This window comes from Halorussus vallis (assembly GCF_024138165.1).
GTDB lineage: Archaea > Halobacteriota > Halobacteria > Halobacteriales > Haladaptataceae > Halorussus > Halorussus vallis.
On the sequence record NZ_CP100000.1, the window covers coordinates 843,303 to 862,663 of the forward strand.

Sequence of the window (19,361 nt, forward strand, 5' to 3'; positions counted from 1 at the left end):
CGCGATTTACTCGCCGACCCGCGCGTAGATACGATACGATGGGTTCTGTCGTACTCTCACTCGATGCGGAACTCGCCTGGGGGTTCCACGACCTCGAAGACCGGCGGGAAGAGCGCGTCTCGGCGGCCCGCGACTCGTGGGGCTACCTGCTGGAACTGTTCGACGAGTTCGAGGTTCCGGCGACGTGGGCGGTCGTCGGCCACCTCATGCAAGAAGCGTGCGACGGCAAACACGCGGACCACCCCACGCCGGACGGCTGGTTCGAACACGACCCGGGGACCCGGGAGTCGCGCGACGAACCGTGGTACGGCGCGTCGCTGGTCGACGCCGTCGAGGACGCGGACGTCGACCACGAACTCGGCTGTCACACCTACTCCCACGTCGAGTTCGCCCACACCAGCCGCGAGATCGCCTCGGCGGAGATGCGAAAGTGCGTCGAGGTCGCGGAGGACCGCGGCCTCTCGGTCGATTCGGTGGTGTTCCCGCGGAACTACGTCGGCCACCGCGACGTGCTGGCGGCCTACGGCGTGAAGTGCTACCGGGGAACCCAGCCCCGGCGCTGGTACGACCGGGGCCTGCTGGGGTCGGCGTCGAAGCTGTTGGGCTGGCCGACCGGACTGGTTTCGCCGACGCTGGTCACGCCGACCGTCGACGAGTTCGGCCTCGTCAACGTGCCGGCGTCGCTGTTCCTCTTCTGCTTCGAGGGGCGGGCGCGCACGATGGTCGAGCGCGTGACCGACGACCCCATCGTCTCGATGGCGAAGCGAGGCATCGACCGCGCCGCGGAGGAGGACGGCGTCTTCCACATGTGGCTCCACCCGAACAACCTCAAGGACGAGCGGGACTTCGCCCGGATGCGAGCCATCGTCGAACACGTCGCGCGCGTGCGCGACCGGCGCGGCCTCGCAGTGAAGACGATGGGTGAGGTCGCCGCCGACTTGCGCGACGACGAACCGCGCCCGCAGGAGCCCATCGGACCGCGTTGAACCGGGCCGGAGGACAGAATCGAGGTCGAAACCGATAATCGAACGGCCGAAGGCGGGCCGAGCGAGCACCGCTCGCTCGGCCCGCGACCGCGAAGTTCGTTCTTACGGAGCGCTCCAGCAACTCGTTCTCGTCGTGCGCTCAGTCGGCGTCGGTGGAGGGGTCCTCGGACTCGGAGGTCCGGGCCTCCGAGAACGCTTCGAGGTCGGTCGGCGACCCGTCGATGTACTTCACCAGTCCGCGAACCGACGCCCTGAGGTCGGCTTTCTCGACCGGTTTCTCCAGCAGGGTGTGGACGCCGTTGCTCATCGCCACCTCGCGCATCGCGGGCGGGATGGACGCCGCCAGCACCAGCATCGGGACGTCGCGGTCGTAGAGCTGTTCGCACCGTCGCCAGACGTCCTCGGTGAAGCCGTCGACGTCGAGGATGGCGAGCGAGACGTCGTCGCGGCGCTCCACCAACCGGTCGAACTCCGCCATCCCCCGGACGATTTCGACCCGGTACTCGTCGGCCAGCAGGTCCGACAGCAGTTGGAGGTTGCGCCGCCGCCGGCCGAGCGCGAGGACGACCGCGGCCTCGTCGCCGTCGTTCCCGTCCTCCTCGCGCTCGGTCGCGGGCTCACCGCCTTTCGTCATTCGATACCTCCGTTCCGCGCGGTTCCTCCGCGCCCGCCGAGAGTTCGGGCGTCCCGGTCAACAACCCCCGAAGCCCGGTCAGCGGTTCGCCGACCCGGACGCCGTTGGTCGTGATCTGGAACTCCCGGAGCGTCCGCTCGAAGTCGCTGGTCCGCTTTTTGAGGACACCGACGGCCTTGCGCATCTCACCGTCGACTTCGAGGTGGCGCAGGAAAAGGATGTTGTCGGCCAGGTAGCTCACGCCGGTTTCGGTCGCCTCGAACTCGCCGGTCACGCTCGCGGTTTCGTCGACCAGGATGACGGTCACGCCCACGTTCTTCAGGTAGCGACAGAGTCGGTGGAGTTTGCGCACCACCTCGCCGCGCTCGTGGTTGCGCAGCGAGAGCCGGTAGCCGTCGATGCCGTCTATCATCACGATTCGAGCGGGAGGCGACCGCCACCGTACGAGCTCCACCGTGCGGCGGTGCGGTCCCGCCGCGCAACTATTTCGTCGCGCGACGGGAGGGTCGCGCGAGGTAGGCCCAGACCGTTCGAACGGTCTGGGCCTGCCTCGCGATTTCCGGCCGGTCAGCGCTCTCGGACGGTGACGCCGGAGAACTCGAAGCGAGCGCCGGTTCCGTCGGCGCCGGACGTCCGGGCGGTCGACCGCCCGAGGCGCACGTTCCACCCGTGGGTGTCGGCGACGTCGGCGACGATGGCGAGGCCGAACCCCGTCCCCTCCTCGGCGGTCGTGAAGCCGTGGTCGAAGATGCGCCCGCGGTCGTCTTCGCGGACGCCCGGCCCGTCGTCTTCGACGTAGAAGCCGGCCGGCGGCGACTCGACCGAGTCGCCGCCGGCCGAGTCGCCGAGCGGGCCCACCTCGACCGTCGCGTCGGGACCGCCGTGTTGGACCGCGTTCCGAAACAGGTTCTCCAGCAACTGGCGCAGGCGTGGTTCGTCGGCCTCGACCGCGAAGTCGGTCCGGCAGTCCAGCGTCGCCGACCCCGTGTCGACGGTCGACCACGCCTCCTCGGCGACCGCACGGAGGTCGACCGCGTCGGGGTCCTCGACGACCGACCCGTACCGGGCGAGTTCGAGGAGGTTCTCGACCAGCGCGTCCATCCGGTCGAGCGCCCGGCGTAGCGGCGCGACGTGCGGGCTCTCCGTCCCCTCGGCGAGCATCTCGAAGCGACCCTGGGCGACGTTCAGCGGGTTGCGCAGATCGTGGGAAACCACGCTGGCGAACTCCTCCAGGCGTTCGTTCTGGCGTGCCAGCGTCCGCTCGCGTTCCTTCTGCTCGGTGATGTCGACGTAGACGGCGAACGCCTCGGTGTCGCCCTCCTGGACCGGCGCGGTGTGTAACAGGAAGTCCCGACCGCCGTCGCGGGTGGTTCGGTGGACCTCGACGCCTTCGATTCGTTCGCCCACCGTCACCCGGCGGTTGATCGACCGGCCCACGTCGCGGCGGTCGTCGGGCAGGATGAAGTCGTCGACCGACTCGCCGACGATCTCGTCCGCGCTCCAGCCGAACACCTCCTCGAACGCGGGGTTGACCGACGCCCCGATGGGGTCGTCGCCCCGGAGGTCGTACCGGACTGCCGCGTTCGGGAGGTTCTCGAACAGCGCGGCGAACCGGTCGCGCTCGGCGCGCAACTCGCGCTCCGACTCGACGCGGCTCAGCGCCTCGGCGAGGTGGGTGGTGAGCAACTCGGCCAGTTCCCGGTCGTCGGCGTCGAACGCGTCCGGTTCGTCCGACACCGCCTGGAACACGCCGGACGCGCCGAACGGAACCGTCAGCGCCGAGCGGTAGCCGGTTTCGGCGGGCACCAGGTCGGTGGCGCGCACGTCACGGACGACGACGCTCTCGCCGGTGCGGTACGCCCGCGCCGCGAGGTTGCGCTCGGCGTCGACGCTCGTGGTGGCGTAGTAGCCGTCGGTCGGCACGCCCTTCGAGACGGCCTGCGGGACGAGTTCGCCGTCCACCACCTCGTCGACCGCACAGAGGTCGAACGCGAGTATCTCTTCGGCCGCCTCCACCGCGAGGTCGTAGACGTCCTGGGCGGTCGCGCAGGCGACCGCGCGGGTGGCGACCTCGTGGAGCGCCTGGATCTTCCGTTTCGTCTCGCGCAGTTCCATCTGCGCTCGCTTGCGCTCGCTCACGTCCCGGAAGTACACCGACAGGCCGTCCTCGGAGGGGTACACCCGGACCTCCAGCCAGGTGTCGTCCTGTAACACCGACTCGCACTCGACGGTCACCGGCCGCTGGCTGTCGAAGGCGCGCTCGAACGACTCGTAGAACGTCTCGGCCTTCCGGTCGCCGAACACCGACCGGATGTCCCGGCCGACGAGTTCGCGCCTGTCGTAGTCGGTGAACGCCGCGGCCTGGCGGTTGACGTACGTTATCTCCCAGTCCTCGTCGAGCGCGTAGAAGGCGTCGGTGATGCGCTCGAAGATTCGACGGACCTGTTCGTTGGCCTCGGCGGCCTCCCGCTCGGCGCGGTGTTGGGCGACCGCGTTCTCGACGCGGTTGGCGAGCACCTCGTACTGGTCGGTGCCCGTCCCTTTCTGGAGGTAGTCGGTGACGCCCGCCGAGATGGCTTCGCTGGCGATCTCCTCGCTGCCCTTGCCCGTGAACAGCACGAACGGGAGGTCGGGTTCGACGTCCCGCACCGCGTCGAGAAACTCGAGACCGTTCGTCCGGGGCATGTCGTAGTCGCTCACCACGCAGTCGATTCGCTCGTCGCCGGTCACCCGGTCGAGTGCGTTCGAAGGAACGGTCTCGTAGACGGGTTCGATGTCGTCGGCGACTCGACGGAGGTACGTCGCCGTGAGTTCTGCGACCGACTCGTCGTCGTCGACCAGCAGAGCGCGGATGCGGTTCCCCATTACGCGAGACGTTACCAATTATTATATAAAAAATCTCAGGAACTTTACGCCCCAATAGGTCGGGGAATATTGTCTCGTGGCCGAATCGCCGGATTCGAGTCGAATCCGTCGGACTCCGTCGAATCGTAACGATTGCGATGGAACTCCGAGGAGAACGTCCGTCCCGATAGAACACCGCCGAACCGCTAAAACCGCGTCCGAATCGGGAAGTCACGCCCGAACCGCAGCCACGCTCGACCCGCGAACCACGCCCGAACCGCTGAGGACGCCTACGTGTTGACCGTCTCGATGCGGTCGCTGACCAGAAGTTGGCCCTGGGCCGTCAGCGAGAGGCCGCGCTCGCCCTCGTCGACGAGCCCCTTGTCGTGGAGGTCGTTCAACAGCATCGTCACGCGACTGGAGTCGACCCCCAGCATCCCCGCGAGGTTGGCGCTCGTCCCGCCGGAGTAGATGGCGACCAGCGCCTCCATCTCCTCCTCGGAGGCGTCGACGTCCTCGACCGACTGGGCGAGTTCGGTGTATTCGAGACGGAGGTAGCGCCCGAGGAGGTTGAGCCGTCGCTCGGTGTCGACGCCGAACTCCGAGGTCATCGTCTGGCCCTCTGCGGAGTGACGTATCGAAACCACCGGGCCGACTTCCCGGTTCTCCTTCTGGAAGTAGGTGACGTTGGCTAGCTCGACGGTGATGGTTTCGCCGGGCGCGCGGAACGCCACGGCCCCGGGTTCGACGCGGAGTTTCGCCGACCGGAACGACTGGTCGGTCACGCGACCGCCGACTCGCGCGGGGTGTCTGACCTTCGTGGGCGTGCCGTTGAGTTGGGCCTTGAACAGCACCGTCTTGAAGCGGCTGACCTCCTCGCTGCCGGCCTCGACGACCGCCACCCGCCGCCGGTCGCCGTCTTCGTAGGCGATGGTGACGGTGTCCTGGAAGAACCCTTCGAGTTCTCCGGGGACGTGTCCGACCGTGATGTCGAACACCGACGAGAGCGGGACGGTCGTCTTCTCGGAACCGGTCGCGAGGACGAGGCGTTTCTGACTGAGCACGATTCGACCGTCTACGGGTTCGGGGTCCGCGAACGAGTCGAGGCTGAATCGCGCCGTGAAGTCGGCGATGACCTTTTCGGACATGGTTACTGCGGGAACCGCGACGCTGACGTCAGCGCGCATCCCCGTCTTTCCAATGTCATTCTCGGAGGGTGTAAATATTTTTTCGGTCCTGAGAGGTCAACGCCCCGAGAACTGTCGCCGCGACGCGCGACCGGCTTCGCTCGTCGGCCGCGAGTGGAGTCCGGTCGCGCGTCGTCGCTCGGGGCCGCCGAGCCACGAAGCCTAACTGTTTCACTCACGTCGATTCCCACGGATGTCGACGGAATCCCCCGGAGCGGCGATGGACCGACGGACCACGCTGAAGGCCATCGCCGGATTCGCCGTGGCCGGCCTCCTGCTGTACTTCTTCGGTCGGGTCATCGGCTGGTCGGAGATACTCCGGACGCTCGGGAACGCGGACTACCGGTGGTTGGCCGTCGCCTGCGCCTCGACGGTCGTCTCGCTCGTCGTCTGGTCGAAGTCGTGGGACGTGATCCTCTCGGCCGTCGACGTCGAGGTGCCGTTCCGCAAGATCGTCGTCACGTACTTCGCCGCGACGTTCGCCGACTACGCGACCCCCTTCGGCAAGGCCGGCGGCGGGCCGTTCATCGCCTACGTGCTGGCGGCCGACACCGAGGCGAACTATCAGGACAGCCTCGCGAGCGTCGTGACGGCCGACCTGCTCAACCTCCTGCCGTTCTTCACGTTCGCGGGACTCGGCACCGTCGCGTTGCTCGTCCAGGGCGAGATTCCGCGCCAGGCCGAACTGCTCGTGGGCGGACTCGGCGCGCTCGCCATCCTGCTTCCGCTGGCCATCTACGGCGGGTGGAAGAAGCGAGGGTTCGTCGAGCGACTCGTCGTGAAGGTGTTGAGTCCCGTCGAACGACGCACCGACCGCGTGGACGCCGAGAGCGTCCGCCAACGCATCGACGAGTTCTACGAGGTGGTCGACCGCATCGCCGCCAACCGCGAGCGACTCGTCGAGACGCTCGCGTTCGCCTACGTCGGCTGGCTGTTCTTCGCGGTACCGCTGTACTTCGCGGGGCTGACGCTCGGTCGGCCCATCGACCCGGTGCTCGTGCTGTTCGTCGTCCCGGCGAGTTCGCTCGCCGGCGTCGTCCCCACGCCGGGCGGCGTCGGCGGCGTCGAGTTCGCGCTCGTCGGACTGCTGGTCGCGCTGACGAGCATCGGGCCGGGACTCGCCGCCAGCATCGCGCTGGTGTACCGACTGGCGAGTTACTGGTTCACGCTGGCCGTGGGCGGACTCGCGGCGTTCTACGTCATCCACCGGACCTAGGGCGTTTTCCGGTGAAACTCGCTAGTTCAAACGGCGAAGATTACCTTGAATAGTCCACTCGCGCGCGACGAACCGCCGAAATAACTGGAAAGACGACCGCCTCGAAAGCCCCCGCCCGCTCGCGGTCGCTGTGGGACACATCCGACTCGCGCCTGCGGCGCTCGTCAGATAGGGGTCCCACAGACGACCAAGCGATGCGCGAGCGGGCGGCCCCTTTCAGTCCCGCCCTGTCGGTAAGTCAGCCGGGCGCCTCCGGGGGGTTCGATTCGCCGAGCGCTTCCGGTTCTCGGCGCAATCGAGCGCACTCGGCGAAAAACCGACCATCGCGTCCGAACACCGCCGTCACGGGGCCTACACGTTCAGGAACGAGGCGACCACGATGCGGGTGAACACCGCGATGGCGCTCGAAATCCACGTCAGCAACACGAAGTGGAGGTAGGTGTTGACCTTGTGGCCCCCGTCGGCGATGCGGACCATCAGCGAGGAGAGCACGGCGTTGAGCAGGATGATGATTATCAGCAGGTACTCGATGGTCTGGATGTCGTAGACCTCGGTGTGGATGATGGTCCCGGCGTTGAACTGCCCGCTGTCGAGGCCCACCGACATGCCGGCCAGCACGTCGACGATTTCGAGGCCGATGAAGAACGCGAACGTCGAGGCGGCGGTGATACCGTAGAGGACGCCGATGAGCGTCACCGTCGACTGGGCGCGGCGCTCGCGGAGTTGGTTGACCTCGTTCATGTTGGCGGAGATGAGTTCGCCCAGTTTCTTCGGGTCGCCACCCATCTGACGACCGATGAGGTACATCTCGCTGAACTTCTGGATGAGGTAGGACCGCGAATCGGCGGTGAAGTGTCGCCACGCCGCCCGGGCCTCGATTCGCATGTTCAGCCGCTTATAGAGGTCGGTGACGTTCGGCGTGAGCGCGCCGAAGTCCTTGCCGCGCAGGGACTCGAGTACCTTGGTCGTGGTGCTCTGTTTGGCGCTCTCGGTCGCACCGAGCGCCCGGATGAAGTTCGTGAACTCGTCGTCGCGCTCTTTGATCTGTTCCTCCTCGCCGCGGATGGCGATGGCAGGGATCAACAGCGGCGTCGTCGGAATGGCCGCGTAGAACGGCAGCGGTATCGAGTCGGGGTCGATGGGCGTCTTGCCCATCAGAACGAGCAGGCACGCGAGCATCGTGGCGAAACTCAGCAGGACGCCGACCGCGACGGTGATGCGGATGCGCCACTCGATGGCGGTCGTCTGCTCGGGCGGGTGGTACCAGAGGGGGTCGTACGGCGCCGTCTGGCGAATCATCATGATGAACCCTGTCTGGACGAACGCGAACATCACGACGACTGCGCTCACCGTCATCGTGGGGTTCGTCCCCGTGAGGATGGGCAGGACCGTCGCGAACACGAGCGCGAACGTCGAGGACAGCACCATCGAGAGGTAGAGGTCCTTCATCACTTCGAGGTTCTCCAGCGACCCCTCGTAGATGGTGACGTAGTTCTGGATGACCGCGCCCTGCTCGCTCAGCAGGAAGTCCTCTATCTCCTGGCCGGCGTTGATGGTGTATGCCAGTCGGTCGAGGAAGTCGGCGAACGGCTTGCTCGGCGACTTATTCGCCCGAATTCGCAGGGCGTCGTCGAGGCTCTGGTTCCAGGTGTCGACGAGTTGGACGATGCGGCGCATCTCCTCGGCGAGCGCCTTGTACTCCTCTTCCTCTCCGAGCGTCCGGAACACCTCGATGCGGTCGATGTTCGCGGTCGAGAGGATGGTCATGTGGGTGATGAACAGGTGCAGGCGGTCCTCTATCTCCTTGCGCTTCTGGTCGCGCAGGAGCTTCGGGTAGATGACGGCGACGGTCAACCCCAACAGCCCCAACAGCGGGACCGGCAGCGAGACGAGCAGGTCCATCTCCGAGAGGAAGAGGACGTAGGTAGCGACGCTGACGAAGAAGAAGACGATGGCGGGAACGACGACCAGCGTGAGATACCGGGCGACCGGCGTCTCCATGTGCTGGTAGGACTCGACCGTCGAGGAGGCGAAGCCCTGGACTAGGTCCGAAACGTCCTTCCCCGGACTCTCCTCGGCGGTTTGTTCTTCGGTCGCCATCGTCAGTTAGCCTCGTCGCCGAACCGCGGTTCGACGCGTGTTCGCGGGATTTACGTCCCACCTTCTTAAATCTTGCAAGGCGAAAATTACCCGATTCGTCGGCGCTCCGTCGCCGCCGGAGAACGGCGACCCGGCCTCGCCCGCACAGGGTTGGACGCGAGCCCACCCCTGAAGTGCGCTCGCGCGGTCGTCGGCGTGCAAAACCTCCTCAGATGGAGCGGTGGATGTCGAACGGCAGGCCGTCGACGCCGTCGCGCTGGAACGAGGTGATCGCCTCGTTGACTTCGTGGTAGCCCAGCACGTTCTCCCCGATCATCCGCTCCATTATCTCGGCGCGGAAGTCGAGTTCGTTGTAGATGTCCCGCGTGTTCTCGTAGCCCAGCAGGGTCGCGATCTGCTCTTCGAGCACGTAGGAGTTGTTCATCCCCTGGAAGACGATCTCGTCCTCGACGGGGTCCCAGTAGAACGCCTGCCGGGTGACGACGCCGCCCATCTCCTTCGAGTAGCCCTCGATCTCCTGGACCGAGGTCACCCGCCGGAGCACGTCGTCGCCCTGCTTGACCCGGTTCTGGAACAGCGCCACGTCGGCGTTGTCCATGAACGTCTCGGGGATGTTGATGGGGTCGCCGGTGAACCGCTGGATCATCGAGACGATGTCGCTCGCGTGGAACGTCAGCATCACGGGGTGGCCGGTCTGGGCCGCCTGGAACGCCATCCGACCCTCTTCACCACGAACCTCACCCACGATGATGTAGTCGGGGCGCGAACGTAGCGCGGCCGCGACCAGGTCGAACATGTCGACGTCCGAGGAGTCCTCGCCGCCGCCCTCCCGAGTGAGGAGTTGTTGCCACGTGTCGTGGGGCGGCAGCACCTCGGCGGTGTCCTCCGCGGTGTAGATTTTGGCGTCCCGGGGGATGAACGACATGATACAGTTCAGCGTCGTGGTCTTGCCGGACGCCGTCTCCCCGACGACGAACACCGTCTGTTCGTTCTCCAGGCAGAGCCAGAGGTACGCCGCAAGCTTCGGCGATAGCGTGCCCCACTTGGTAATCTGGGCCACCGACAGCGGCGTCCCCTCGCCCTGACGGATGGTGAGGCTCGGCCCCTTCAGGCTCACGTCGTCGGAGTAGATGATGTTGATACGCGACCCGTCGGGCAGCGTCGAGTCGACGATGGGGTCGGAGTCGCTCACGGGGTCACCGATTCGCTCGCCCATGTTGCGAAGCCAGTTGTCGAACCGGGAGTTCGTCTCGAAGTCGACGCTCGTCCCGAGCATGCCGTACGTGCCGTGGTCGACGTACGTCTCGTGGGGACCGATGACGTGAATGTCCTCGTTCGCCGGGTCGCGCATGATGGGTTCGAGCGGTCCGAAGCCGACGATGTCGCGGTTCAGCCGGTACCGGATGTTCTCGTAGGTCTGTTCGGACACCTCGTAGGTGCCGATGTTCGTGACGTCCTTGACGACCCGGACGATGTCCTCGGTCGAGAACGTCCGGATGCCCTTCTTGAAATCGTTGTAGGAGACGTCCTTGAGCCACTGGACCAACTGCTGGGGCGAGAGGTTCTGGAGCCCTTTCTTTCCGGCGGGGTTGTTCCCGTCGTTGATGAGCACCGTGTCGTCGAGCAGTTCCTCGATGCGGTCGTCGTACTCCGACTCGTTCGTCGGCGCCGGCTTGAGGACGCTCTTTTCGAGAATCTGGCTCCGGACCTTGCCGAACAGTTCCTGTTCGGTGCCCGAGAGCTCGGGTTCGACCGCGTAGTACTCGGTGTCCTGACCCACATCGCCGTAGACGTGACAGTAGATGGGACCGCCCACCGGGTAGATGACGTTGGGCTTGTCGGCCTCCCATTCGCCGCTGGGTTCGTCGATGAGGCGGGGGAACTCCCCGGTGAACTGTTTGAATCGCTTCAGATAGTCCCGCAGGTGCGGCCGCCGCATGGCCACCTCCCGAAGGTCGTCTTGAATCTGAGCGGTCCCGTGTTCTGTCATGGTGGATGTCCGTTAGGCGACGCTACGGCTCTCGATGACGATACCGGCGTCGGCGCGGACGGAGTACCCGATAGTGTCGCCGACCTGCTCGCCCATCCCGGCGAACCGCTTGACGGAGATGTTGCGGCGAACGTCGTTGCCGACCTCGACCATCTGGAGTTCCATGAACACGTCGGCGATGGCCCGGAACGGGCCGATGGCCTCCTCGTCGACCGTCGAGGGGTCGACCGTGAGCACGATGACCTGGCCCTGCGAGACGAGGTCGCGGAAGAACGAGATGATCTCCAGGGCGGCCTGACGCTCCTCGTTCTGCCGGATGAGCGCCTCGAACATGGGGTCGTTTCGCAGGATGGCGTCGAAGGTGTCGATGATGATGGCGTCGGCCTGCCACATCACCTCGGCGTTCATCAGCCGGTTGAGCAGTTCCTTGCGGTTGCCCTCCTCCTCGGGGTCGTTGGGCGCGGTCAGCCGACCGCCGCCGGTGTCCACGTCGGCGTGGAGGAACAGTAAGTTCTCGTTCAACAGGTGGTCCTCGACGCCGTACGACAGCGAGTGCATCTGGTCGATGAAGCCGCCGATCGTCAGTTCGGTCGACAGCAGCGTGACCGAGTGGCCGGTTTCGCAGAGGCCGTAGCTGAATCGCTGGCTCATCGCCGACTTTCCGGCACCGTAGTCGCCCTCGATGAGGACGATGGAACCGCGGGGGATGCCGCCGCCCAGTTCGTTGTTGAGCCGGTCGTGGTCTTCGAGGCCGAGCGAGTAGAGGTTGTCGTGAGTCATGTTCTGAACCTGAGTATCTCCTGGTCTTCGTTCACCTGCACCGCAACGCGGTAGTCCTGGTTGGAATCGAGAGTCCCACCGTATTCGATGGTGATTCGAGCGACGTTGCCGACGGTCCACGCCGTGCCGTCGACTACTTCTATCTGCACGTTCGCCTGATACTGCCCGTTCACGAGCACGTCTATCTGGTCTGGCGCCGCTTCCAGGTCGCGCGACCCGGTATTCTTGACCAGCACGGTGATCGTGTCACTACCATCGTAAACCGCGCCGCTTCCGGGGTCGCTGATTATCGAAATGTCGGTACGAACGTCCCCGCTGATGTCGACGCTTCGCTCCCCCAACGCGGAGGAGAGTCGCTGGACCCCCTGCGTGAACGTCCCGGCGACGCTGGCCGCGATGAGGAGGCTGGCGATGAACAGGATGAGGTGGGAGGTCGAGACGCTCGCCATTTACTGCACCTCCGCCGACGCGGCAACGCCGTTCTCCGTCACGACCTTCACGCGCGAGGGTTCCCAATCGAGCGTGATGGTAAAGCGGAGGGTTTCGCCGGGGAGCCAGAGGTTGGTCTCTGCATTTCCACCGACAGTGAGCGGGTCCATCTTATCATGACCGGTGTAATTTCCATCTATAAGTATGTCGGTGTCATCGACCGACAGCGTCGTGGACCCGGTGTTGTTGACTTTCACGCTTAGAGTCTTAGAGTCCGATCCAGTGTTCGCGCTCGCGATGCTGATTGCCGTGTTCTGCGTAGTCAGCGCCTTGTCGGTGGTGTCCTCGTAGGCGGCGCCGACCATCTCGGCGCCGTTGTTCGCCGCCGTGTACGCAATGCCGAAGCAGGCGAATATCCCGAGGAACAGGATCACCGTCGCACCGCTAACGCTGAATCCCATCGCGCCCACCTCGGATCTGCGCGCAGTGTTCGACGATCTTCCGCTGGACGGCGTCGCCGGTCAGCTGGCTCAGGAAGGTGAGACTCTGGATGTGGTCGTCGATTTCGAGCGTCGCGGGTCCCGTCTCCTCGGCGTCGACCTCGTCCACGTCGGCGAACCCGCTCACGAACGCCAGCAGTTCCTCCTCGACCGAGTCGCTGATCCACCCGATGTCGCCGTAGTAGGTGATGGTCCGCACGGCGTCGTCGGCGCCGAACTCCGTGACCAAGAACTCCAGCCACTCCATCACGACGAGGTCCGAGACGTAGCCGCTCGGGAGCGCCACGAGGTACGGCTTGCTGTCCAGCCCCGAGGAGTTCGACTGCACGGGGGTCGCGGCTTCGGCCTCCGCGGGCTGTTCGAACTCGAACTCGCCGTCGTCGGGTTCGTCGTCCACCGCGACCGGGTCGGAGTCGATGTCCAGGTCGTCGTCGAGGTCGTCGTCCGGAGAGGCGTCACCCTCCCCGTCGGCCCAGTCGGCTTCGCCGGACTCGTACTCCTCCTTGAGTTCCTGGAACGTCGAGCCACCGGCCTGACCGCCGCCGGCGTCCTCGCCGTCGTCGGCCTCCGCGTCCAGGTCGTCCAGTTCCTCGTCTGGGCTGTCGAAGCCGAGGTCGTCTCCCGCGTCCATCTCGTCGAAGTCGTCGTCCTCGAGATCGTCGTCCTCGTCGAAGTCGTCGTCGAAGAAGCTCTCGGCTTCGGCGTTGGCGACGTCCGAGTCGAGGTCGCCGTCGTCTTCCTCCTCGGCGTCGCCGTCGAACAGCCCGAAGCTTCCACCGTCTCCGCCGAGGGCCCCGCCGCCGCCGAACTCGCCGCCCTGTACGTCGTCGACGAAGGGGTTGACGCCGCGGGTGACCATCTCGTAGATCTCCAACAGCTTCCGGACGTTCTCCTCCGTGTCGTCGACCTTCGAACTGATCTGTTCGTTCTCGCTCCTGACCGTCCCGACCGTCGAGGAGATCTCGGCGACCTCGTTTTCGAGGTCGTCGATGCGGTTCTCGAGTTCCTGGGTCGGGCCGCCACCGCCGCCCATGGCGAACTCGTCGTCGCCGCCGTCGGCCCAGTCGTCCATGCCGCCGTCCATGCCGCCACCCATGCCGTCGTCCATGCCGCCGAAGTCGTCCATCCCGTCGTCGATACCGTCGTCCATTCCGTCGCCCATACCGTCTCCGAACAGGTCGTCATCACTACCGCCGCCATCGGCGTCGGCGCTCTCACCTTCTTCCTCGTCCATGAAATCCATGATACCCATCGCGACCATCCCCGTTCCAAAGAGGTGAACGAACTGGTCGCTGAGACCGATAAGTTTCATTACCGACAACAGCGAACTTCCGCCACATTAATCTTCCCCCTGAGTTATCAGCTCTGATACTCCGCGTCTGACGGAGACATTCGGGGCGTAGAGGCCCCGTAAAGCTCGTTCTCACCGCCACCTATCGACTATCAGATGCTGTCCGTTTTCCTGTATATTCGGAGCCGACGGTCGACCGAGTCGAACGACGACTTCAGTTGGTCGGGGAGCGTCTCGGTCTTCCCGATGACGAGGTATCCCCCGTCGCGGAGCGAGCGGGTGACCGTCTGGAGGATGGGCTGTTTGTGTTCGGTGTCGATGTAGATGAAGAGGTTGCGACAGACGACGAGGTCGAAGTTCGACTTGGGCTCGCCGCTGATGAGGTCGTGGCGCTGGAACGTCACCAGGTCCTTCACGCGGTCGGCGACCGCGAAGCGGTCGCCCTCGCGCTCGATGAACCGGTCGTACTCCGACAGCGGCGCGAGCTGTTCGCCGACGTCGGTCGTCCGCGTACTCTCGTAGACGCCCTGGCGCGCGGCCGCGAGTATCTCCCGGTCGATGTCGGTCGCGGTGATTTCGATCCGGTCGGCGTCGATTTCGGGGTCGTCGAGCGCCAGCATCGCCATCGAGTACGGTTCGCGGCCGTCCGAACACGCCGCGCTCCAGAGCCGAATCCGCTCGTGACGACCGCTCTCATCGGAGAGCGCGCGAAGCACCGACCGCACCTCCTCCCAGACCTTCGGATTCCGGAAGAAGCTGGTGACGTTGACCGAGAACGCGTCGAGCAACGCCTCCTGCTCGTCGTGGTCCTCGGTCAACAGGTCGTGGTACGCCGCATAGTCCTCCGTGCCCGCGCGCCGCATCCGAGAGGAGATGCGCCGGTCGAGGTAGGAGTCGTCGTAGTAGCTGGTGACGAACCCCAGTTCCGCCTCGACGTACCGGACCAGTCGGTCGAAGGCGTCGGATTCGAGGCTCACAGTTCCACCACTCCCTCGTGAGCGCTCGTGACCGTGAGCGTCCACGCGCTCGGGTTCAGCACCAGCGACCGGCCGTGACTGCCGCCGACGTCCTCGGCGACGATCGGCACGTCGCCGTCTTCGAGCGCCTCGCGGGTGCGCTCGACGTTGCGCTCGCCGACCGCCTCGCCGACGCCCGAGAAGTCGAGCATCTGGCTCCCGCCGGCGAGCTTGGCCTCGAAGCGGGCTGGATGTCCGCCGGCTTCCTCGACGGCGTCGAGCAGTCGGGCGACGCCGGTCGGCACCGACTTCGCCGGTTTGGTCGGCGGTTCGGACCCCGACTCGACCGGGAGCATGACGTGGGCCAGTCCGGCGATCTTCGCCGGCGGGTCGGCCACGGCGATGCCGACGCAGGAGCCGAGTCCGCTGGTCGTCACGAGCGTGTCGCCGGCGGCGACCGCCAACTCCGCGACGCCGACCTTGACCCGGTCGGCGGCCGCGACCGATTGGTGTTCGGCGGTCATGGTTCGAGCCGCCCCGCGTTCGTCTTTCGCTCGGCGGTCGCGCCGGCTTCCAGATCGCCCAACAGCGACGAGAGTTCGCCCTGCTCGGGCAGGGCGTACACCCCGCAGTCGAACTCGCGGTCGGCCGCCCGGAGGGTGGCGTCGAACAGGAACGCGAACTCCTGTCGCTGGCCGAGGCGCGCGACCACGGAGTCGGCGACGGCCGACCCCATGTCGTGGACGAACTGCGGCGGGGAGATGTCGATGGTGGTGTCGAGCACGTTGGCCCACCCGTCGACGAAACTGCTGGTCATCACGTTGCCGATCTCCTGCATCGCGCTGCGCTCGACCCCCTCGAACGAGCAGACCTCGTCGGTGCCGGGGACCAGCGCCGCGACGACTTCGCGCGCGGAGGGCTCGTCGAACAGGATGAGTATGTAGCCACCGAGCGTCTCCTCGAAGGCGAGGACGACCCCGACGCACTGCCTGTCGGAGAGCTGTCGAGGGACGTTCTCGACCGGGACGAAGTCGAGCGTGGTGACCTCCACCTCGGTTTCGATTCCGGTCATCATGGTGACGGATTCGGAGGCGGTCGCCGCGCCGGACCGGGCCATCTCCCGAAGCGTCCGGAGTTTCTCGACGGGGACGGCGTCGCCGTCGGCCAGAATAGTCTCCATCGACTCGGCCTCGGGGAACATGTGAAACGCCACGTCCAGTTCCTCGCCGACCGCGCCGACGCGGCTCTCGAAGACCAGCGCCCGGTCGGGGTCGAATCCGGCGGCGTCGGCGAGTTCCTCCGGCGACCCCTCGACGTACTCGGGCGGAGAGATGTCGACGGTCGTCTCGAGTCGGTCGGCCCAGGCGTCGATGAACCCGCTGGTGACGACGTTGCCGACCTCGCAGATGGCGCTCTCGGAGAACTCCGCGCCGGCCAACAGCGCTTCGAGGAGCGTCTCGACGCTGTCGTGGCTGAACGAGAGCAACGACCCGCCGGAGATGCCGTCCTCGAAGTCGATGGCGACGCCGACTCGCTCGGCGTCGCGACCCGCGCGGTCGCCGCCGAACGCCCGGTCGCCCTCGGCAACTAACGGGTCGTTGCAGGCCAGCGAAACCTTCGTCACGTCCACGGCCGTCTCGATGCCCGTCATGCCGGTGAGGTTCGCGGCGGCGCGTTCGGCGCCCTCCTGGGCCGTCCGGTTGAACGTTCCGAGCGATTCGATGTTGACGTTCATGCCCTCATATCTCTATCCGCTGCATCAGTTGGACGAGTTCGGCCAGTTCCGGGAAGGTGTACACCTTCACCGCGACGTCGGCGTCGCGGGCGTGGACCTGCGAGTCGAACACGAGCGCCATGTCGTCGGGTCGCGACCCGACGAGGCTCCCGACCATCCGCGACCCCGCGCCGTAGGTGAACTTCGGCGTCGAGATGTCAATGGTGGTGTCGAGCACGTTGGCCCACCCGTCGATGAACCCGCTGGTCATGATATTGCCGATCTCCTGGACCGCCGAGCGCTCCATGTCAGAGAACCCCTTCGAGGACGACGACTCGCCGCCCAGCATGCCGGACGCGAGGTTCTTCGCGCTCTTGGCGCTGAACAGAAAGAGGATGTAGCCGTGGGGCGGTTCGACCAGTTCGATGTGGATGCCGACCTGCTTCTCGTGGCCGACGTGGGTCTTGATGTCCTCTATCGCGAGGAAGTTGATCTTCGTTATCTCCATCTCCGTCTCCATCCCCGTCATCTGGTTGAGGTGGGCCGCGACCGTGTTCGCGCCCTCCTTGGCCATCTGGTTGAAGAGATTCAGCTTCCGAATGTCGACTTTCAAATCCGTAGTTTCTCCTTGGCTCATAGCGTCTCAACGTCCAGTATCGTCACGACGTCTCCCTCGCCCAGCACCGCCGCGCCCGAGAGCCCTGGAATCCCCGAGAGGATACCCTCGAACGGCTTGACGACGACCTCCTCCTGTCGGCTCACCGCGTCGCAGTGGATGGCGACCTGGCGCTCGGACTCCTTGACCCGGACGAGCATCCCGTCGCCGTTCCGGGTTTCGCCGGGGACCCCCAGCGCATCGCCGAGTCGGATGAGCGGGTAGACCGTGTCGTCGTGGGTGATGACCTCCTCGCCTTCGACGGTCTTGACCGACTCCATCCGGCGAATCTCGTCGACGTTCTTGATGGGGATGCCGTACTCCTCGTCGCCCGACTGGACGAACAGCACCTTCACGATGGCGACGGTCACCGGCAGCGAGAGGCTGATGGTCGTGCCCTCGCCGGGTTCGCTGTCGACCTCGATGGCGCCGTCGAGTCGCGAGACGGTGTCCTGGACGACGTCCATGCCGACGCCCCGACCGCTCACGTCGGTGATCTCCTCAGTGGTCGAGAAGCCCGCGTGGAAGATGAGCATCTGGGCCTCCTCGTCCTCGAGTTCGTCGGCCTCCTCGCGGCTCATGATTCCCTTCTCGACGGCCTTCGCTCGGATGCCGTCGGGGTCGATGCCGCCGCCGTCGTCCTCGACCTCGATGGTCACGCGGTCGCGGTCGCGGAACCCTCGAAGTCGGACGGTGCCCTCGCGGGGCTTGTCCGCCGCCTCGCGCTCGTCGGGGGACTCGATGCCGTGGTCGACCGCGTTCCGGAGCAGGTGCATCAGCGGGTCGCTGATCTCGTCGAGGATGGTGCGGTCGAGTTCGATGTCGGTGCCCTCCATCTCGAAGTCGATGTCCTTCTCCTGGGAGCGCGCGAGGTCCCGAACCAGCCGCGGGAACTTGTTGACGACCTTCTTCAGCGGCACCAGCCGCATGTCCATCACGGTGTCCTGCAGGCTCGAGGTGATCTTGTCGAGTTCGTCGAGGTGGTCCTCGGCCGAACCCAGTTGGGCCTGCTCGACCGACCGCCGGAGCTTGATTCGGCTGGTCACGAGCTGTTCGACCTGTCCGTGGAGGTCGTCGAGTTGGTCGACGTCGACCCGAACCGACTGAATCTCCTCTATCTTGCCCTCCTTGTCGGAGTCGTCCGAGGGCGACTCGGCGTCGTCGGACGACGACGCCGAGTCGTTCGCGGCGGCTTCCTCGGCAGCGCGTTCGGCGGCAGCGTCGGTCGCAGCCGCGATGTCCTCGGCGGCGACCGGCGAGACGGTCCCCGACTCGATCTTGCCGACCGAGCCGACGACCGCCTCGACCTCGCCCGCGCTCTCGGTGGCAACGAACACGTCGAAGCCGTCGTCGTACTCGCCGTCGTTGACCGCGTCGACGTCGGGGACCGCGCCCAGCAGGTCGAGGTCGTCGCTCAACCCCTGGAGCGCGAACATGCCGTCGACGCCCTTCATCTGGCTGTCGCCCATGTCGACGGCGACGTGGAACACCGCCTCCTCGACGTCGGCGAGTCCGGCGGGGTCTTCGAACTCCGCGAGCGCGGCGGCGACGGCGTCGCCGTCGGCGCTCGCATCCGGGGCTTCGCCCGCGTCAGGGGCCGACGCGTCGACCTCCGAGGCCGCGTCGTCGGCGCCGGCGTCCGGAGCGTCGTCGCTCTCGTCGGACGACCCGGCCGAACCCTCGTCGGCCGACGTCGCGCCGCCCTGCTGGATGACGCCGCGTATCTCGGCGATGGTGGCGTCGTGTTCGGCCGTCGACTCGCCCTCGGCCTCGATCTCGTCGAGCGCGCTGTCGATGCGGTCGACGCCGCCGAACACCAGGTCCATCACTTCGGGGGACACCGCCATCCGGCCCTGCCGAATCTCGTCGAGCAGGTCCTCGATGGCGTGGGCGAGGTCGCTCTCGCTCTGGAACCCCATCGCGCCGAAGTTGCCCTTCAGCGTGTGCGCCGTGCGGAAGATGGAATCCATCGCCGCCTCGTCGCTCGGGTCGTCCTCGAGTTCGAGCAGCGAGTTGTTCAACTCAGTGATGTTCTCTTCGCTCTCTCGTATGAACTCCTGTAAATAGTCCTCCATGGTT

Annotated in this window: 16 protein-coding genes and 1 pseudogene; 2 read left to right on the plus strand and 15 right to left on the minus strand. The window is 66.0% G+C overall.

What is annotated here, in order from left to right; translation table 11 throughout:
- Positions 1 to 38: 38 nt before the first annotated feature.
- Positions 39 to 986 (plus strand): polysaccharide deacetylase family protein, encoded by a 948-nt coding sequence (locus tag NGM07_RS04385; protein WP_253517638.1) that lies wholly within the window; start codon positions 39 to 41, stop codon positions 984 to 986.
- A gap of 139 nt (positions 987 to 1,125) precedes the next feature.
- On the opposite strand, the gene NGM07_RS04390 is transcribed toward NGM07_RS04385, so the two are convergent.
- The 4 genes and pseudogenes from NGM07_RS04390 to NGM07_RS04405 all read right to left on the minus strand — a co-directional run bounded on the left by NGM07_RS04390 (position 1,126) and on the right by NGM07_RS04405 (position 5,651).
- The gene (locus NGM07_RS04390; RefSeq protein WP_253517639.1) at positions 1,126 to 1,620 is read right to left on the minus strand and encodes a response regulator; all 495 of its coding nucleotides are present in this window, start codon (positions 1,618 to 1,620) and stop codon (positions 1,126 to 1,128) included.
- A pseudogene (locus NGM07_RS04395) lies at positions 1,604 to 2,044 on the minus strand (ATPase domain-containing protein); the annotation flags it as partial. The gene NGM07_RS04390 and the pseudogene NGM07_RS04395, both read right to left, overlap by 17 nt.
- 143 nt (positions 2,045 to 2,187) lie before the next feature.
- Positions 2,188 to 4,485 carry a hybrid sensor histidine kinase/response regulator gene (locus tag NGM07_RS04400; RefSeq protein ID WP_253517642.1) on the minus strand — a complete coding sequence of 766 codons (2,298 nt, stop codon included), beginning with the start codon at positions 4,483 to 4,485 and terminating at the stop codon, positions 2,188 to 2,190.
- A 269-nt stretch (positions 4,486 to 4,754) separates the two neighbouring features.
- Complete coding sequence (locus NGM07_RS04405; protein WP_253517644.1) at positions 4,755 to 5,651, minus strand: CheF family chemotaxis protein; 897 nt, start codon at positions 5,649 to 5,651, stop codon at positions 4,755 to 4,757.
- 193 nt (positions 5,652 to 5,844) lie between these two features.
- Between NGM07_RS04405 and NGM07_RS04410 the strand changes: the two genes are divergently transcribed.
- Positions 5,845 to 6,867 (plus strand): lysylphosphatidylglycerol synthase transmembrane domain-containing protein, encoded by a 1,023-nt coding sequence (locus tag NGM07_RS04410; RefSeq protein ID WP_253517646.1) that lies wholly within the window; start codon positions 5,845 to 5,847, stop codon positions 6,865 to 6,867.
- 351 nt (positions 6,868 to 7,218) lie between these two features.
- On the opposite strand, the gene arlJ is transcribed toward NGM07_RS04410, so the two are convergent.
- The 11 genes from arlJ to cheA all read right to left on the minus strand — a co-directional run bounded on the left by arlJ (position 7,219) and on the right by cheA (position 19,357).
- Positions 7,219 to 8,967 (minus strand): archaellar assembly protein ArlJ/FlaJ, encoded by a 1,749-nt coding sequence (gene arlJ / locus NGM07_RS04415; RefSeq protein WP_253517648.1) that lies wholly within the window; start codon positions 8,965 to 8,967, stop codon positions 7,219 to 7,221.
- Positions 8,968 to 9,175: 208 nt separating this feature from the next.
- Entirely contained in the window at positions 9,176 to 10,957 is a 1,782-nt protein-coding gene (flaI, locus tag NGM07_RS04420; protein WP_253517649.1) for an archaellum flagellar ATPase motor FlaI, read from the minus strand.
- A 12-nt stretch (positions 10,958 to 10,969) separates the two neighbouring features.
- Positions 10,970 to 11,737 (minus strand): archaellum protein ArlH, encoded by a 768-nt coding sequence (arlH, locus tag NGM07_RS04425; protein ID WP_253517651.1) that lies wholly within the window; start codon positions 11,735 to 11,737, stop codon positions 10,970 to 10,972.
- Positions 11,734 to 12,186, minus strand: coding sequence for an archaellum stator protein ArlG (gene arlG, locus NGM07_RS04430; protein WP_253517653.1), 453 nt, complete (start codon positions 12,184 to 12,186; stop codon positions 11,734 to 11,736). Before arlG ends, arlH begins: the two co-directional genes overlap by 4 nt.
- Positions 12,187 to 12,627: an archaellum stator protein ArlF gene (arlF, locus tag NGM07_RS04435; RefSeq protein WP_253517655.1), complete on the minus strand. Its 441-nt coding sequence runs from the start codon at positions 12,625 to 12,627 to the stop codon at positions 12,187 to 12,189. It abuts the gene before it with no gap.
- Positions 12,611 to 13,978 (minus strand): FlaD/FlaE family flagellar protein, encoded by a 1,368-nt coding sequence (locus tag NGM07_RS04440; RefSeq protein ID WP_253517657.1) that lies wholly within the window; start codon positions 13,976 to 13,978, stop codon positions 12,611 to 12,613. The genes arlF and NGM07_RS04440 overlap by 17 nt, the downstream gene beginning before the upstream one ends.
- Positions 13,979 to 14,109: 131 nt before the next feature.
- Positions 14,110 to 14,934, minus strand: a complete 825-nt coding sequence (locus NGM07_RS04445; RefSeq protein ID WP_253517659.1) for a CheR family methyltransferase — start codon at positions 14,932 to 14,934, stop codon at positions 14,110 to 14,112.
- Positions 14,931 to 15,437: a chemotaxis protein CheD gene (locus NGM07_RS04450; protein WP_253517660.1), complete on the minus strand. Its 507-nt coding sequence runs from the start codon at positions 15,435 to 15,437 to the stop codon at positions 14,931 to 14,933. The genes NGM07_RS04445 and NGM07_RS04450 overlap by 4 nt, the downstream gene beginning before the upstream one ends.
- The gene (locus NGM07_RS04455) at positions 15,434 to 16,648 is read right to left on the minus strand and encodes a chemotaxis protein CheC (protein ID WP_253517662.1); all 1,215 of its coding nucleotides are present in this window, start codon (positions 16,646 to 16,648) and stop codon (positions 15,434 to 15,436) included. The genes NGM07_RS04450 and NGM07_RS04455 overlap by 4 nt, the downstream gene beginning before the upstream one ends.
- Positions 16,649 to 16,652: 4 nt before the next feature.
- Positions 16,653 to 17,264 (minus strand): chemotaxis protein CheC, encoded by a 612-nt coding sequence (locus tag NGM07_RS04460; RefSeq protein ID WP_253517664.1) that lies wholly within the window; start codon positions 17,262 to 17,264, stop codon positions 16,653 to 16,655.
- A complete protein-coding gene (gene cheA / locus NGM07_RS04465) occupies positions 17,261 to 19,357 on the minus strand; it encodes a chemotaxis protein CheA (RefSeq protein ID WP_253517665.1) in 2,097 nt (698 codons plus the stop codon). Before cheA ends, NGM07_RS04460 begins: the two co-directional genes overlap by 4 nt.
- Positions 19,358 to 19,361 lie beyond the last annotated feature (4 nt).

Bases quoted from the DNA above. Each gene is read 5' to 3' on its own strand.
- NGM07_RS04385 (WP_253517638.1), top strand. From the start codon at position 39: ATGGGTTCTGTCGTACTCTCACTCGATGCGGAACTCGCCTGGGGGTTC.
- NGM07_RS04390 (WP_253517639.1), bottom strand. From the start codon at position 1,620: ATGACGAAAGGCGGTGAGCCCGCGACCGAGCGCGAGGAGGACGGGAAC.
- NGM07_RS04400 (WP_253517642.1), bottom strand. From the start codon at position 4,485: ATGGGGAACCGCATCCGCGCTCTGCTGGTCGACGACGACGAGTCGGTC.
- NGM07_RS04405 (WP_253517644.1), bottom strand. From the start codon at position 5,651: ATGCGCGCTGACGTCAGCGTCGCGGTTCCCGCAGTAACCATGTCCGAA.
- NGM07_RS04410 (WP_253517646.1), top strand. From the start codon at position 5,845: ATGTCGACGGAATCCCCCGGAGCGGCGATGGACCGACGGACCACGCTG.
- arlJ (WP_253517648.1), bottom strand. From the start codon at position 8,967: ATGGCGACCGAAGAACAAACCGCCGAGGAGAGTCCGGGGAAGGACGTT.
- flaI (WP_253517649.1), bottom strand. From the start codon at position 10,957: ATGACAGAACACGGGACCGCTCAGATTCAAGACGACCTTCGGGAGGTG.
- arlH (WP_253517651.1), bottom strand. From the start codon at position 11,737: ATGACTCACGACAACCTCTACTCGCTCGGCCTCGAAGACCACGACCGG.
- arlG (WP_253517653.1), bottom strand. From the start codon at position 12,186: ATGGCGAGCGTCTCGACCTCCCACCTCATCCTGTTCATCGCCAGCCTC.
- arlF (WP_253517655.1), bottom strand. From the start codon at position 12,627: ATGGGATTCAGCGTTAGCGGTGCGACGGTGATCCTGTTCCTCGGGATA.
- NGM07_RS04440 (WP_253517657.1), bottom strand. From the start codon at position 13,978: ATGAAACTTATCGGTCTCAGCGACCAGTTCGTTCACCTCTTTGGAACG.
- NGM07_RS04450 (WP_253517660.1), bottom strand. From the start codon at position 15,437: ATGACCGCCGAACACCAATCGGTCGCGGCCGCCGACCGGGTCAAGGTC.
- NGM07_RS04455 (WP_253517662.1), bottom strand. From the start codon at position 16,648: ATGAACGTCAACATCGAATCGCTCGGAACGTTCAACCGGACGGCCCAG.
- NGM07_RS04460 (WP_253517664.1), bottom strand. From the start codon at position 17,264: ATGAGCCAAGGAGAAACTACGGATTTGAAAGTCGACATTCGGAAGCTG.
- cheA (WP_253517665.1), bottom strand. From the start codon at position 19,357: ATGGAGGACTATTTACAGGAGTTCATACGAGAGAGCGAAGAGAACATC.